Below are 13,643 nucleotides of genomic sequence, written 5' to 3'. Positions count from 1 at the left end.
AGATCCTAGATCTCGGAGACAACCTTGTCGTAGAAGGCGAGGAAGTCGTCGGGCGTGGGGCCTTCGCGCCACTCGATCGCCGCGCGTGGATGCAGATTGAGCTGGCCGGTGAGGTTGTAGGGGATCATCGGTCCCCATTCGATCTCGCGGCGTAGCGGCAGGATGTGTTGCTGGATCACCTCGATGATCGGGCGCACCTCGAACTTTGGGTTGCGCAGGAAGCCGAGCAGCATCTCGGTGTGGCAGTTACCAGCGCCACGACCAAAGCCAAAGATGGTTGCATCAACGCGATTGCAGCCCAGAATAATCGCCTCGATCGTGTTGGCGAATGCCAGCTGCAGGTTGTTGTGGGCGTGGATGCCGATCTCCTTACCGGTGCCTTTCAGCGCATTCGCATACTTGTGATAGAGACGGTCGACCTGCTCGCGGTAGAGATGGCCGAAGCTGTCGACGATGACCATGGTACTGGCTGGCGTCGGCGCGATGGCCTCAAGGACGGTGTCGATCTCTTCCTCGGTGATGTTCGAAACCGCCATCAGGTTGGCCGTGGTCTCATAGCCCTGCTCGGCGCCAAAGCGGATCATGTCGACCGCTTCTGACACCTGATGCGCATAAAAGGCCACACGGATCATGCTCAGCGGGCTCTCGGCGGCGGGGACGATCTGCGTTTCCCAATCGCTTTTGCCCGCATCGGCCATGGCGGCGAGCTTCAGCCCGGTCGCGACGGGGTCGTGATCGCCGACAACGCGTTTGAGATCGCTCTCGTCACAATGGCGCCAAGGACCAAACTTCTCGCGAGGGAAGGTCTTTGGGGAGTTCTTGTAGCCGATCTCCATGTAATCGACACCCGCCGCGATGCAGGCCTGATAACAGGCGCTGACGAAGTCGTCGCTGAAGCGATGGCTATTGACCAAGCCGCCATCGCGCACCGTACAGTCCATCACCTTGAGCTCAGGCCTGTAGGTGATCCAGGGGGCCTTGTCTGACATGGGTCTCTCTCCGCGCTGATCTGAGCTTGGGATTGTCAGTCGCTCGCCCAGTCAAGGCATTGTCGGTGGTCACCTAAGGGATGGATTGCCGTGGAACATGCGCTTCAGCATCGGGGGGTGGCGAAGCGCGCAGTCTGTTAGACCGGCTCAGCGCGCGTCATCCTGCCCGAGCTGGGCCTTGAGCAGCTCGCCGAGGGTGCCGAGGCCCGGCTCCTCGGGACTCTCGGTCGCGCGGCGATCGTTTTTTGAGTCCGTGGGCGAGGTCGGTTGTGCGCTGCTGGCCTCGGCCTCGACGACGCGATCGGCAGCGAGCGAGAGACCGATGCGGCGGCGCTCGGTGTCGACCTGCACGATCACGGCATCGACCTCTTGACCAACCTGGACGATGTCTTTGGGATGCTCGACACGTCGACCGGCGCCGAGCTCGCTGACATGAACCAGACCGGTGAGCCCTGGCTCGATCTCGACAAAGGCGCCGAAGGGTTCGAGCCGCTCGATGCGGCCACGCACGCGGGTGCCAGGATGATAGCGCTGGGCGGCATCCGACCAGGGGTTCTTCGCCAGTGCGCGAATCGAAAGCGCAATCCGCTCCGGGCGCTTGGGATTATTGGTCTGCTCGACCCGTAGCACCGCGACCTCGAGCTCTTGGCCGATGCTGAGCACCTCTTCCGGATGCCGCACCCGACCGAGCGCCAGCTCGCTGATATGGATCATGCCCTCGACGCCACCGAGATCGACGAAGGCGCCGAATTCCTGCAGACCAACGACGACACCTGGCAGTACGGCACCGGGCTCGAGCTTGGCGCGCAGTTCGGCGGCGCGCTCGGCCTGTTCCTCAGCCAGCACGGCACGACGCGAGACCACCAGGTTCATCCGCCGACCACCCTCGAACTTGGTGATGCGGAACGAGGCGCGCTCACCAACCAGGGTCGAGAGGTCTTCAATGAAGCGTATATCGGCCTGCGAGGCCGGGCAGAAGGCGCGCTGGCCGGCGATCTGAACCTCGAGACCGCCTTTGGTCGTGCCGGTGATCTGGCCCTCGACCGGCGTGCCGGCCTGAAACGCCGCCTCGAGCTGATCGGCGCCATGGGCATGGCGGCCGTGGCGACTTCCCAGCACCAGGGTGCCGCTGTCCGGATCGACGCCGGTGACGGCGGCCTCGATGCTGTCGCCGACGGCCTTGTTGATCAGCCCATCCGCATTGCGCAGGTTGGCGACCTCCATGGTTGCCTCGGCCTTGCCACCGATATCGACGAACACATGCTCCTCGCCGATCTCGATGATGGTGCCCTTGACTCGGTCACCTACCTTGGGCCGAGCGGCCACCGCCTGCTCGGTCTTTTCCAGCTCCTTGAGCAGGGCCTCGAAATCGTTGTCGTCGGTCATCACTGGCGGGCCTGTCTTCGGGCCGGTCGGGATATGGGATTGGGAAGCGAGCTCGCAAGTGCCTTGAGCAGACGGGTATTCACGGCACAAGCGGTGTAAATTCTACTCGTCTGGCAAGGCCTGATGCCAGCAAAAGGGAGCTTTTCTTGTGATCTGAGGCATTTTGTGGGTGTCTAAGCTCAGTGGCGTCCGACGTTGTCGGTCTGTAGCTCGGTTGGGTGGCGGTCAGACATGCTCACACAGCGTCACTGGGCACCGGTGCCATCCGCGCGTTAAGCTAATCCCGGCCTGATAAATGGCCAAGACTGACAGAAGAGAACGACGCAAGAGGCAAATACGCGAATGAACCGCTACGATGTCTTCAATGGCGATGCCGACGGCCTCTGCGCCCTGCAGCAGCTGCATTTGAGTGAGCCGGAGGCGGAACAGGCGCGCTTGATCACCGGCACGAAGCGCGAGATCGCACTTGTGCAGCAGGTGCCTGCCGAGGCCGGTGATCAGGTCACGGTGTTAGATGTCTCGCTCGATAAGAATCGCACTGCGCTGATGGAACTGCTCGAGCGTGGGGTCAGCGTGCGCTACGTCGATCATCATTATCCTGGCGAGATCCCCGAGCATCCGAACCTACAGACCCACATCGACACCCGCGCCGATCGCGGCACCAGTCTGCTGGTCGACGACCTGCTTCAGGGCCGTCAGCGCGCTTGGGCCGTGGTCGGCACCTTTGGCGATAACTTCGATGCCGCCGCAATCCGCGCAGCAGCGCCACTGGGTTTGCAGCAGGATGCGCTCGAGCGCCTGCGCGAGCTTGGTATCCTGCTGAATTACAACGGCTATGGCGCAACGGTGGCGGATCTGCATTTTCCGCCCGATGCATTGTTCGCGCGTTTGCGCCCCTACGCCGACCCGCTCGAGTTCGTGCGTTGCGACCAGGCTTTTGAGGCCTTGCGGACCGGCTATGCTGACGACATGGCGCGCGCGCGCGCCATGAGCCCGGAGCACCAGAATGCGACGCACCTATTGATGGTGCTCCCGGCTGCGCCCTGGGCACGCCGGGTCGGTGGTGTGTTTGCCAACGAACTGGCGCAGCAGGCACCGAGTCGAGCGCATGCCATGATGACCCAGCTCGAGCAAGGCGGGTTTGTGGTCAGTGTGCGTGCGCCGATCAACCGTCCGGATGGCGCCGATGCACTCTGTCGCCAGTTCGAGACCGGCGGCGGTCGCAAGGCGGCGGCCGGGATCAACCAGTTGTCCGACACTGACTACCCGCGTTTCGTCGAGGCCTTCTTGGCGGCCTTTGGCACGGACTGAGCGGGCTGGCGTTGATGCCGGTCGCAGGGTTCGAATCACCTGAGATCAGCGGCTTTGGCCCGATGAGCTGATTGGTTTATCGGTTGTTAGATTCAGAGCGGTTGCGATGCGGCATTTGGTCTTTGTTTACGGCACCTTGCTCCGGGGCGAGGTCAATCACCGGCTGCTCGAAGACGCCGAATGGGTTGGTGAGCATCGCACCGAGCCGCGTTTTACCCTGCTGCGGCTCGGCGCCTATCCAGGGTTGATCAGTAAAGGACGTACCGCGGTCTTGGGTGAGCTGTATCGGGTCGATCATGCGGGACTCAGAGCGCTGGACGCCCTTGAGGATTATCCACGGCTCTATGGCCGGCGCTTGATCGCAACGCGCTTTGGTCGGGCCTGGACCTATATCTACCGCGGCTCGGTGCGGGATCGAGCGCTGATCCCGAGTGGTGACTGGCGAACGGTCTCCTGTTGCGCGCTCCGGTCGCGGCAGTGCAGCCAGACCTCGCCACGACCGGAACCGCAGTAGTGGCCGAGTAGGGCGCTGACCCGGTCTCCGACCTGCTGCAGCAGTTGGCAAGGGGTCGCGTTGTGCCCCTGTACGATAAACAGGCCGTCACGACTGTCTGAGGACAGGCTGCTCAGGCTCGATTGGCGATATTCAAGACGGCACAGTACCCGATCGTCGGCATCGATGTAGGCATACTCGCCGGCTGGGACTGGGCGCGGATGCGCCTCGTTGAGTGCGCTGCCGAGCGGTACGAAGGTCTCATGGCCGCTCGTCACGTCGAGGCGTACAGAGCCGTGGATACGCGCTAGGTCGTGGGCGCCAATGGACAGCCCCGTGACCAACGACACCAGGTTGTAGATGTCCACGACAGGGCTGATCGGCATGAGTGTGCCACGGCGCTCGAACTGCCCCCGCAGGGCGATCGGCGACGGCGGAAAGCGTTTGATCGACCGGCCGACTCGCGCCCGCAATGGCCGATAGCCTTCGAGGATATCGATGCGGGCGGCATTGTGCTCCTGCGCCTCAATCAGCAGTGCTGCGCGCAACGCCTCGAGACCAGCGGGCTGCGCTTGGTTGTTCAGATCATGCTCGACCCAGACCAGTGTGCGTAGGCCCAAGTTGGCGGCAGCGTCGGTCAATGTGAATCGGAACGACATGGCAAGACCATCAGCATCGTTCTCGGAGTCAAGCATAGGCAGATTGTCGTTGAGCGTTTCGAGTCGAGCTTGTGCGCGACCAAGGTTAACCGCTAAAGCCGCTTCTCCAAGAACAGGTATTGTACCGCCTGTCCGTCGTCCGCCTTTGCGCCCGCATCCGTACTGGCAACCGAACCGCCCCCGAAGCCCAGGTTTCGATACAGCCCGCGAGCCGCCGGATTATCCTCGCGCACCTCCAGCGTGACCTTGCAGTGGTTGCGTTCGCGCGCGATTGTCTCCACCGCTGCCAATAACTGCTTGCCGATGCCCTGGCCGCGCCAGTTGGGCAACACGGCCAGGTCGTGCACATTGGTCAGCGGTCTGGCGCGGAAGGTCGAGAAACCGGTGAAACAGACGGCGACGCCTACGGGCACCCGATTTGCCCGAGCGAGCAGCACGCAGGCGCCAGGGACAGTACGCAGGCCGGGCACGAGTTCACGTCGGGTCGCCGCGGACAGGGGGCTACCAGCCCCCATCGGGTCGGCGGCATAGGCATCCAGCAGGGCAATCAGGGCGGCAGTGTCTGTCGGGTCATCGAGATCGGCTGTGCTGATCTCGATCTGAGGTTGCTCCATAGCGGCTCCTAGCGGCGATGTCCGCGCGCTGTTCGTCAGAAGCCCTGCCCGGGAATCCAGTTCGTCCCGGCCAATGGGACCCGCGCCATGGCTGCGGCTTCCACCGTCAGTGCCACCAGATCCTCCGGCTCTAGGTTGTGTAGGTGCGACTTGCCGCAGGCGCGAGCAAGCGTCTGCGCCTCCATGGTCAGCACACGCAGATAGTTGGCCAGGCGCCGGCCGCCGTCGACCGGGTCGAGCCGCTGCGACAACTCTGGGTCTTGCGTCGAGATGCCGGCCGGGCAACGGCCTTCATGATAGTCGTCGTAATAGCCAGCGGCAGAGCCGATGGCCTCGTAGTCCTGGTTCCACTTGGGGTGGTTGCAGCCCATCGCGATCAGTGCCGCAGTGCCGATGCCAACCGCATCCGCGCCGAGCGCCATGGCTTTGGCAACGTCGGCACCGGTGCGGATGCCACCAGAGACGATCAACTGCACCTGGCGATGCATGTCCATCTCTTGCAGCGCCTGCACCGCCTGCGGGATGGCCGCTAAGGTGGGGATGCCGACATGCTCAATGAACACCTCCTGCGTGGCGGCGGTACCGCCCTGCATGCCGTCGAGCACGATGACGTCGGCGCCAGCCTTCACCGCGAGCTTGACGTCGTAATAGGTACGCGTAGCGCCAATCTTGATGAAGATCGGTTTCTGCCAATCGGTGATCTCGCGCAACTCCTCGATCTTGATCGCCAAGTCGTCCGGCCCGGTCCAGTCCGGATGCCGGCAGGCGCTGCGCTGGTCGATGCCGACGGGCAGCGTGCGCATGCCGGCCACGCGCTCAGTGATCTTCTGACCGAGCAGCATGCCGCCGCCGCCGGGCTTGGCGCCCTGGCCCAGGACCACCTCGATGGCGTCGCCCTTGCGCAGATCGTCTGGGTTCATCCCATAACGCGAGGGAAGGTACTGATAGACCAGATGTTTGGACTGGCCCCGCTCCTCGGGCGTCATGCCGCCATCGCCGGTGGTGGTGCTGGTGCCGACGATCGATGCGCCGCGGCCGAGGGCCTCTTTGGCCTGAGCCGAGAGTGCGCCAAAGCTCATGCCGGCGATGGTGACAGGAATATCCAGCTTGAGTGGCCGCTTGGCGAAGCGGGTGCCGAGGGTGACATCAGTGGCGCATTTTTCCCGATAGCCCTCAAGGGGGTAGCGCGACATGCTGGCGCCGAGGAAGAGCAGGTCGTCGAAGTGTGGGACGCGGCGCTTGGCACCAAAGCCGCGGATGTCGTAGATGCCGGTGTCGGCGGCGCGTTGGATCTCGTTGATGGTGATGCGATCGAAGGTGGCCGACTCGCGTAGGCCGGCCTTGACGTAGACGTCGGTCATAGTCGTATCCTCAGTAGGCGGCGGCGTTGTCGACCTTGAAATGATACAGCTCGCGCGCGGAGCCGTAACGCCGGAAGTCGGAGGGGTTGGCGTCGATGCCGGCGCGGTTCAGTAGTTCGCGCAGCTCGGCGAGGTGTTCATCGCGCATCGGCTTCTCGATGCAGTCGGCGCCGAGCGAGGCGACCTTGCCCTTGACGTAGATCCGCGCCTCGTACAGCGAGTCGCCCAAGGTCTCGCCGGCATCGCCGCAGACGACCAGCCGGCCGGCTTGGGCCATAAAGGCGCTCATGTGGCCGACGCTGCCGCCGACGACGATGTCCACGCCCTTCATTGAGATCCCGCAGCGCGCTGCCGCATCCCCTTCCACAACCAGCAGACCGCCATGCGCGGTCGCGGCTGCGGACTGTGATGCATTGCCCCTGACCCGCACCAGGCCTGACATCATGTTCTCGGCCACGCCCTGGCCGGCATTGCCATGTAGGGTCACGCTGGCCTGCTGGTTCATGCCAGCGCAGTAATAGCCGGCATGGCCCTGAATATCAACGCTGAGCTTGGCGTTGAGGCCGCAGGCGATCGCATGCTTGCCAGCCGGGTTGAGCACTAGCCACTCCGGTTCAGTGCAAGCGCTGGCCTGATCGTGCAGCCCTTGGTTCAGCTCACGGACGCTTTGATGGTCGAGATCAATGGTTTTCATGCTACGGCTCCTAGCGCCTGAGTACGCTCCCACAGATAGACCCTGGCCGGGTCTGGCTCCCAAACGCTGGCCTGCTCGATGCCGGGCAGATGCACCAAGGCACGGTACTCGGAGGCCATGGCGACGTATTGGTCGGTCTCGGCCAGCACTGCGGGCTTGCAGGCGACCGGGTCGCGAATCACGGCGAAGCCGTCGCGGGTGCCGATGGTCAAGGTGAAAAACCCATCTAGGTCTTCAAGGCCCTTGTGCAGTGCCTGTTCGAGGCTGTCACCGGCGCGCAGGCGCCAGGTCAGATAGCCAGCCGCAACCTCCGAGTCGTTCTCGGTCTCGAAGCGGATGCCCTGCTTCTCGAGCCGCTTGCGCAGCCAGTTGTGATTGGACAGCGAGCCATTGTGCACCAGGCAGAGATCCTGTCCGGTCGAGAATGGGTGGCTGCCGGCCATGCTGACCGCGCTTTCGGTGGCCATGCGGGTATGGCCGATGCTGTGAGTTCCCTGCATCGCCGGCAGGTTGAAGCGCTCGATGATGGCTTGGGGGCGACCGACGCCCTTGAGGATCTCGATGCTGCGGCCGACGCTCATGATGTGGGCGTCCGGCGCGAGTTCGCTGAATGCCGCACGGGCCTCGCCTTCGCTGGTGGCGAGCTTGAACACCGCCGCCGTGGCGTTCTGGAACCAGTCTGGCTCGCTGCCAGCAGTGTTTCCGGAACGCGCTGCTAAGGCGCTGGCAATGGCGCTCCAGTCGAACGCCGGGTCCTCGTGCTGCAGCGTCAGTTTGATACGGCCTGGTCCGACCTCATCGCCGTAGATGGCAAAACCGGCGCTGTCGGGGCCGCGGTCAGACATCGCTGCCAGCATCGGCGCAAAGAGTTCACCCAGACGCGGCTCCAGCGCAGGGTCCTTCAGATAGAGTCCCACGATTCCACACATGATCTCGATCTCGTCAGCTGTGAACGAAAAGCCTGATTAGCTCGGTTCGATCAGAAAAATTCGGCATAGTGCTGGACCTCCCAGTCGGACACATGCCGACTGTATTCGGTCCACTCCATGCGCTTGACCTTGATGAATTCACCAACGATCTCTGAGCCCAGCGCCTCGGCGAACAGGGGGTCTGCCTCCAACGCATTGATGGCCTCATCGAGGTTCTGGGGCAGGATGCCGATGCCGCGACGGACACATTCGTCACGCTCCAGGTTATAGAAGTTGATATTCATGGGCTCACCGGGATCGAGATCACGCTCGATGCCGTCGAGACCCGCGGCAATGATCGCTGCATGCACCAGATAGGGGTTGCAGCCGGAGTCCGGCAGTCGGAACTCGAGGCGACCGTAGGGGATACGCACCATGGCCGAGCGGTTGTTGTCGCCATAGCCGATATAGGCCGGTGCCCAGGTGGCGCCGGAGAGTGCGCGGCCCACCACCAGGCGCTTGTAGGAATTGACGGTCGGTGCTGCGAAGGCGCAGAGGGCCGAGGCGTGATGCAGCAGCCCTGCCAGGAACTGATAGCCGAGCTTGGAGAGGCCCATCCCGGAGGGATCGGAGGCGTCGGTGAACAGGTTGTTGTTCTCGGCATCGGCGATGGATAAATGGAAGTGCATGCCGCTGCCGGTCCGGCTGGAGTCGGTCTTGGGCATGAACGAGCAGATCATACCCAGGCCGTTGGCGATTTCTCCGGCGGCCATGCGCACGAAGATGAAGCGATCGGCGGAGGTCAGTGCGTCGCTATAGGTGTAGTTGATCTCGAACTGGCCGTTGGCGTCTTCGTGGTCAATCTGATAGACATCGAAGCCGACGCTCTGCAGCGATTCGACCAGTTGCTCCAGAAACGCGCGTGCCCGTGACAGCCCTTTGTAGTCGTAGCAAGGTTTATCCAGCACATCGCTGTGGTCCACTGGGTTGAGGCGGCCATCGGCGCCGCGTCGCATCAGGCACATCTCGGGCTCGAGACCGCTGTAGAGGGTCCAGCCCTTGTGTTTGATCCGCTCGAGCTGGCGCAGCAGCACATAGCGCGAGTCATAGGGATAAGGCTGGTCCTTGACATGACCGGTGCAGACGATGCGGGCATAGCCCGGTTGCCAGGGCACGATGCTGAGCGTGGTCGGATCACCCTTGGCCATGAAGTCAGCGCTTTGCGGCTCCATGCCCAATCCCCAGACGGCAAAGCCGGCGAATCCGGCGCCATCGTTGATGACGTCGTGGATGCAATGCGCTGGTACCGCCTTGGTCTTGGCCACGCCGTGGATATCGACAAACTGGGCTAGCACATACTTGATGTCGTTGTCGCTGATGAACCTGTCGATGTCTTGCGGCGTCATAGTTGGTCTCCGATGCGCGATGGTGATGCTGATGCTGATGCTGATGCTGGCTCTGGTGCTAGCGTTGGTGTCGGTCTCTGTGAGGTCGGTTGCACGCCTGATTGGCCGCTGGCCGCAGTCAGGTCGCGCACCACCTCCGTCAGCGTCTGTTGCAGGTAGTGGCCGAGGCTCGGATCGCAGCCCAGCAGCAGACCTTCGTCGATGCCGAGACACCAGAGATTGACGCCCGCAGCGGCCAACAGCTGCCAGTCATTCGGGCCGAAGCCGCGGAGGTCCGCATGGCAAACCTGGGCCATGACGCGGCGCCAGTCGGGGCCGGTCAGTGCCAGCACGCGATCATCGCGGCCATAGCACCAGCAGCAGAGACCATCCGCTGTGGGTGGCGTTGTGGCCGCGATCAGGAATTCTTCCCGCCCGGTGCGCGCGATGAAGCCATCCGTCAGCGCCGCCGCTTGCATGATCTCGGGTAGCGGCAAGCCTGCGGACTGTACCGCGCCGGGGCTGCCCGGCCCGAGTAGGTGCCAAAGTGGACGTGCCCGAGGCTGGAGGCTGACTGAGCGGGTCGCGGTCGGTGACACAGGCTGCATCGAATCGAGCGTTGCTATCGAAGCCATCAGGCGACCTCCTGCCGTTGCACGTCGGCCTGCTGGCGCAGTCCGTCAGGATCGTAGAACGGCATCGCCACCTGGGTCGCCGTCACCAGGACCCCGTCGGTGGCGCGGATGGGGAGTGTTCGGCCAAGGCCGGCAACCTCGCTGTCCACCAATGCCATGCCAATGATGCGTCCGCGCGCGGGGCTGAATGCAACGCTGGTGACGCGACCGCGGATGTCGCCGTCGACGATCACCAGATGACATTCGGCCACCTCGGGCCAGCCGTGTCCGGGCTGCAGCTCGAAGCCCACTAGGCTGCGCGCCGTCCCTGGCTTGAGGATCTGCAGACTGCGCTGACCGACGAAGAAAGGCTTCTTCAGGTGCACGGCCCAGGACATACCGACCTCGAACGGCGTGGTCAGACCGTCTGTGTCTTGGCCGACAATGATGTGGCCTTTCTCCATGCGCAGCCTTCGTTGGGCCTCGACACCGAAGGGACGGATACCGTAGGGCTGGCCCTTGCGCATCAGCAGATCCCAGAGTTCGGCGCCGCGGTGATAGGGCACATGGATCTCATAACCGAGCTCGCCGACGAAACCCACCCGCATCAGGCGCGCGGGGATCTTGCCGATGGTCGCTTCGCGCAGTCCGAGATAGGGAAAGGCGTCGTCAGTGAGATCGATATCAATCAACTCGGCGAGCAGTCGGCGGCTGTTTGGCCCAGCCAGATTCATCGCCGAGAGCTGCCCGGTGCGATTGACCAGCCGGACTTGGAGTCCCCACTCCAAGGCGAAGCGCGTGAGGCTGCGATAGGTCGCGTTGGCATGGCTGCTGGTCGCGGTCAGGTAATACTGCTGCTCACCCAAGCGGCCGACGATGCCGTCGTCGATGATGACGCCTGCCTCGTCGACCATTAGCGCATAGCGCGTCATGCCAGCTTTGAGCCTGGTCATGCGCATGCTATAGGCGGCGTCGAGTAAGCGTGCGGCGTCGCGCCCAAGGACCTCGATCTTACCCAGCGTCGAGACGTCGATCAGACCGAGCGCACCACGCACCGCCGCGACTTCCTCGCGCACGCGGGCCTCGCGCTGTTCGGCTTTGCCGTAAAACTCCGGGCGTTGCCAGGCACCAGCCTCCATGAAGCAGGCACCGGCCTGCTCATGGCGTTCGTGCAAGGCCGAGCGTTGATGCACGCGGAAGCGTCGACCGGCCAGGTCGTCCAGACGCAGGGGGTGATAGAAGGGGCGGGCCGTGGTGGAGCCGGTCTCGTCGATGGCCTTGCCGAGGACCTTGGCCAATACGCGAATCGCGTTCATGTTGGCGTGCTTGCCCTGGCTTGGTCCCATGCCAACGGTCGAGAACCGTTTCAACAGCTCGATGTTGTCGAAACCCTCGCGTGCGGCTTGCAACAGATCCTCAAGCTGCAGATCCTCATCCAGGTCGACGAAGTTCTTGCCCTTGGGATGCGCCACAATCGGCCAGGGGTGAGAGTGGGCGTTCGGGTCGCGGTATTGGGCCAGGTCGTGATTGCTGGCTGGGCCGCTGGTCTTGATCTCGCTCGCAACGTCGGTTGCTGCTGTCAGTTCTGCGAGCGCCGCGCGGGCGGCACGACGGCCATCCTCGATCTGCGCCTGCAGCTCGAACACACCATTGACGCGGCCTGCCGCCTGGATGCCCGGTGGCAGCTCGAGCGGTACGAACTGCTCTAAGGTCTGGCTGTACCCGAGTGTTGCGCCGGCTTGGTAGAGCAGATGCGCCGCCGGCGCCCAGCCGACGCTGAGGATGACGCCGTCGCAGCGCAGCCAGCGCTCCTGGGTGTCGTCGAGGCTGCCGTCGGCGCCCAGTGGCGCGACACTGACGGCACTCAGGCGATCCTTGCCAGAGGCTGCATAGAGGCCGTGATGGGCGAGGATCTCGACGCCGGTGGCAGCGAGCTTGCTGGCCAGTGGACCGCGCTCGGCTGGCTCGCCTAGGTCGACGACGGCGATAAGCTCGACGCCGGCGGCTTGCAGATCGAGCGCGGCGCGATAACCCTCGGCATTGGCCACTAAGAGCACCGCCCGCTCGCAGGGCTTGACCGCGTAGCGCGCAATCAGGCGCTGAGCCGCGGAGGCGAGCATGACGCCAGGCAGGTCGTTGTTGCGAAAGACGGCTGGCTGCTCGATGACGCCGGTCGCGACGATCAGCGCGCGACTGCGGGTCTTGGCGATGCCGGCTGGGCCGGCCAGCGGTACCCACTGATCCTGGTAGTAGCCGGCAGCAACGGTAGCCGTCATGATGCGAATCCGTGGATGCGCGGTGACGCCCTGTTTGAGCGTGGCGCGCGGCGCCTCGGCGCCGGGATCATTGGTCCATTGATAGTCCAGGCTTCCGCCGATATGCGGATGCTCATCGACCAGGATTACATCGGCGCCGGCCTCGGCGGCGGTGAGTGCCGCGGCCATGCCGGCTGGCCCCGCGCCGATGACCAGCAGATCGCAATGCTCATACCACTTCGGGGTGATGCGCCGCCGCCAGCTGCTGCGGACCTGCCCGAGCCCGGCGGTGTGGCGCAGCAGACGCTCCCAGAACGGGAACAGCCAGCGGGGTTTGTGGAACACCTTGTAATAGAAGCCGACCGGCAGCGCGGGTGAGAGTTGATCGAGCCAACGGTATCGGTCCTGCTTGAGCCCGCCCAGGGTGTTGCAGGCGGTGAGGTTGATGCCAGCCGGCACCGGTGTTACATCGCCGCGCAGATGGGTGTCATCGACGTACTCGAACAGGGCGTTGATGTCGTGATTGGCGAGTGAAAAGATGCCGCGTGGGCGGTGATATTTGAAGCTGCGACCGAGGATGCGCACGCCATTGGCCCACAAGGCACTGCTAATGCAGTCGCCCTGTAGCGCATCGATGGCCTCGCCCTCGAGCGTGAAGCGCAGCGGGCGAGCGCGCTCGATCCACTCAAACGGCTGAGGTGTCAGTCGGGAGCTCATAGCAGATGTCCTGCACGGGAATGGAGCGGAGGAAGCGATCCTGGGCCGTATCGCGCTCGAACAGGTACCACCCCCCGGTAGGCCGGTGGTACCACCATTCGCGCAGCACCCCGGGGGCGCCGGTGCGATTAAAGACATGCGCGGCCCAGGTGGCGTCATCGGCCACCAGTGGCGGGCGAGACTGCTCGCCGCCGTAGTCGAATTCTGTCACCGGGTGTGGACCCAGGTCAGGTAAGGGGATCAGTTTCATGCTGGTC

General features: G+C 63.8%; 12 protein-coding genes and 1 pseudogene. 2 read left to right on the top strand and 11 right to left on the bottom strand.

Going from position 1 to position 13,643, the window contains the following annotated elements:
- Positions 1-5 precede the first annotated feature (5 nt).
- The gene (locus tag CCR96_RS00385; RefSeq protein WP_201215061.1) at positions 6-989 is read right to left on the bottom strand and encodes an aldolase catalytic domain-containing protein; all 984 of its coding nucleotides are present in this window, start codon (positions 987-989) and stop codon (positions 6-8) included.
- A gap of 147 nt (positions 990-1,136) precedes the next feature.
- Positions 1,137-2,375, bottom strand: coding sequence for a 30S ribosomal protein S1 (locus CCR96_RS00380; RefSeq protein ID WP_201215060.1), 1,239 nt, complete (start codon positions 2,373-2,375; stop codon positions 1,137-1,139).
- 342 nt (positions 2,376-2,717) lie between these two features.
- Here CCR96_RS00380 and CCR96_RS00375 point away from each other — a divergent pair, with 342 nt between their 5' ends.
- Both CCR96_RS00375 and CCR96_RS00370 read left to right on the top strand, forming a co-directional pair.
- Positions 2,718-3,686, top strand: a complete 969-nt coding sequence (locus CCR96_RS00375) for an acetyltransferase (RefSeq protein WP_201215059.1) — start codon at positions 2,718-2,720, stop codon at positions 3,684-3,686.
- 106 nt (positions 3,687-3,792) lie between these two features.
- A pseudogene (locus tag CCR96_RS00370) lies at positions 3,793-4,071 on the top strand (gamma-glutamylcyclotransferase family protein); the annotation flags it as partial.
- 8 nt (positions 4,072-4,079) lie between these two features.
- Here the strand turns inward: CCR96_RS00370 and CCR96_RS24290 are convergent.
- The 9 genes from CCR96_RS24290 to CCR96_RS00330 form a co-directional block, all read right to left on the bottom strand.
- On the bottom strand, positions 4,080-4,838 hold the full coding sequence (locus CCR96_RS24290) for a B3/B4 domain-containing protein (protein WP_242518256.1): 759 nt from the start codon (positions 4,836-4,838) through the stop codon (positions 4,080-4,082).
- A 92-nt stretch (positions 4,839-4,930) separates the two neighbouring features.
- Positions 4,931-5,452: a GNAT family N-acetyltransferase gene (locus CCR96_RS00365; protein ID WP_201215057.1), complete on the bottom strand. Its 522-nt coding sequence runs from the start codon at positions 5,450-5,452 to the stop codon at positions 4,931-4,933.
- A gap of 35 nt (positions 5,453-5,487) precedes the next feature.
- Positions 5,488-6,813 carry an FMN-binding glutamate synthase family protein gene (locus tag CCR96_RS00360; RefSeq protein WP_201215056.1) on the bottom strand — a complete coding sequence of 442 codons (1,326 nt, stop codon included), beginning with the start codon at positions 6,811-6,813 and terminating at the stop codon, positions 5,488-5,490.
- Positions 6,814-6,823: 10 nt separating this feature from the next.
- Positions 6,824-7,507, bottom strand: a complete 684-nt coding sequence (locus CCR96_RS00355) for a GltB/FmdC/FwdC-like GXGXG domain-containing protein (RefSeq protein WP_201215055.1) — start codon at positions 7,505-7,507, stop codon at positions 6,824-6,826.
- Complete coding sequence (locus tag CCR96_RS00350; RefSeq protein WP_201215054.1) at positions 7,504-8,436, bottom strand: class II glutamine amidotransferase; 933 nt, start codon at positions 8,434-8,436, stop codon at positions 7,504-7,506. Before CCR96_RS00350 ends, CCR96_RS00355 begins: the two co-directional genes overlap by 4 nt.
- Positions 8,437-8,486: 50 nt before the next feature.
- Entirely contained in the window at positions 8,487-9,821 is a 1,335-nt protein-coding gene (gene glnT / locus CCR96_RS00345; RefSeq protein WP_201215053.1) for a type III glutamate--ammonia ligase, read from the bottom strand.
- On the bottom strand, positions 9,818-10,435 hold the full coding sequence (locus CCR96_RS00340; RefSeq protein ID WP_201215052.1) for a hypothetical protein: 618 nt from the start codon (positions 10,433-10,435) through the stop codon (positions 9,818-9,820). Before CCR96_RS00340 ends, glnT begins: the two co-directional genes overlap by 4 nt.
- Entirely contained in the window at positions 10,435-13,386 is a 2,952-nt protein-coding gene (locus CCR96_RS24965; protein WP_201215051.1) for a 2Fe-2S iron-sulfur cluster-binding protein, read from the bottom strand. The genes CCR96_RS00340 and CCR96_RS24965 overlap by 1 nt, the downstream gene beginning before the upstream one ends.
- Entirely contained in the window at positions 13,355-13,636 is a 282-nt protein-coding gene (locus CCR96_RS00330) for a sarcosine oxidase subunit delta (RefSeq protein WP_201215050.1), read from the bottom strand. The genes CCR96_RS24965 and CCR96_RS00330 overlap by 32 nt, the downstream gene beginning before the upstream one ends.
- Positions 13,637-13,643: the final 7 nt, after the last annotated feature.

The sequence above is a fragment of the Halochromatium roseum genome (assembly GCF_016653315.1).
Taxonomy (GTDB): domain Bacteria; phylum Pseudomonadota; class Gammaproteobacteria; order Chromatiales; family Chromatiaceae; genus Lamprobacter; species Lamprobacter roseus.
This window is presented reverse-complemented; position numbering and strand designations above follow the sequence as displayed.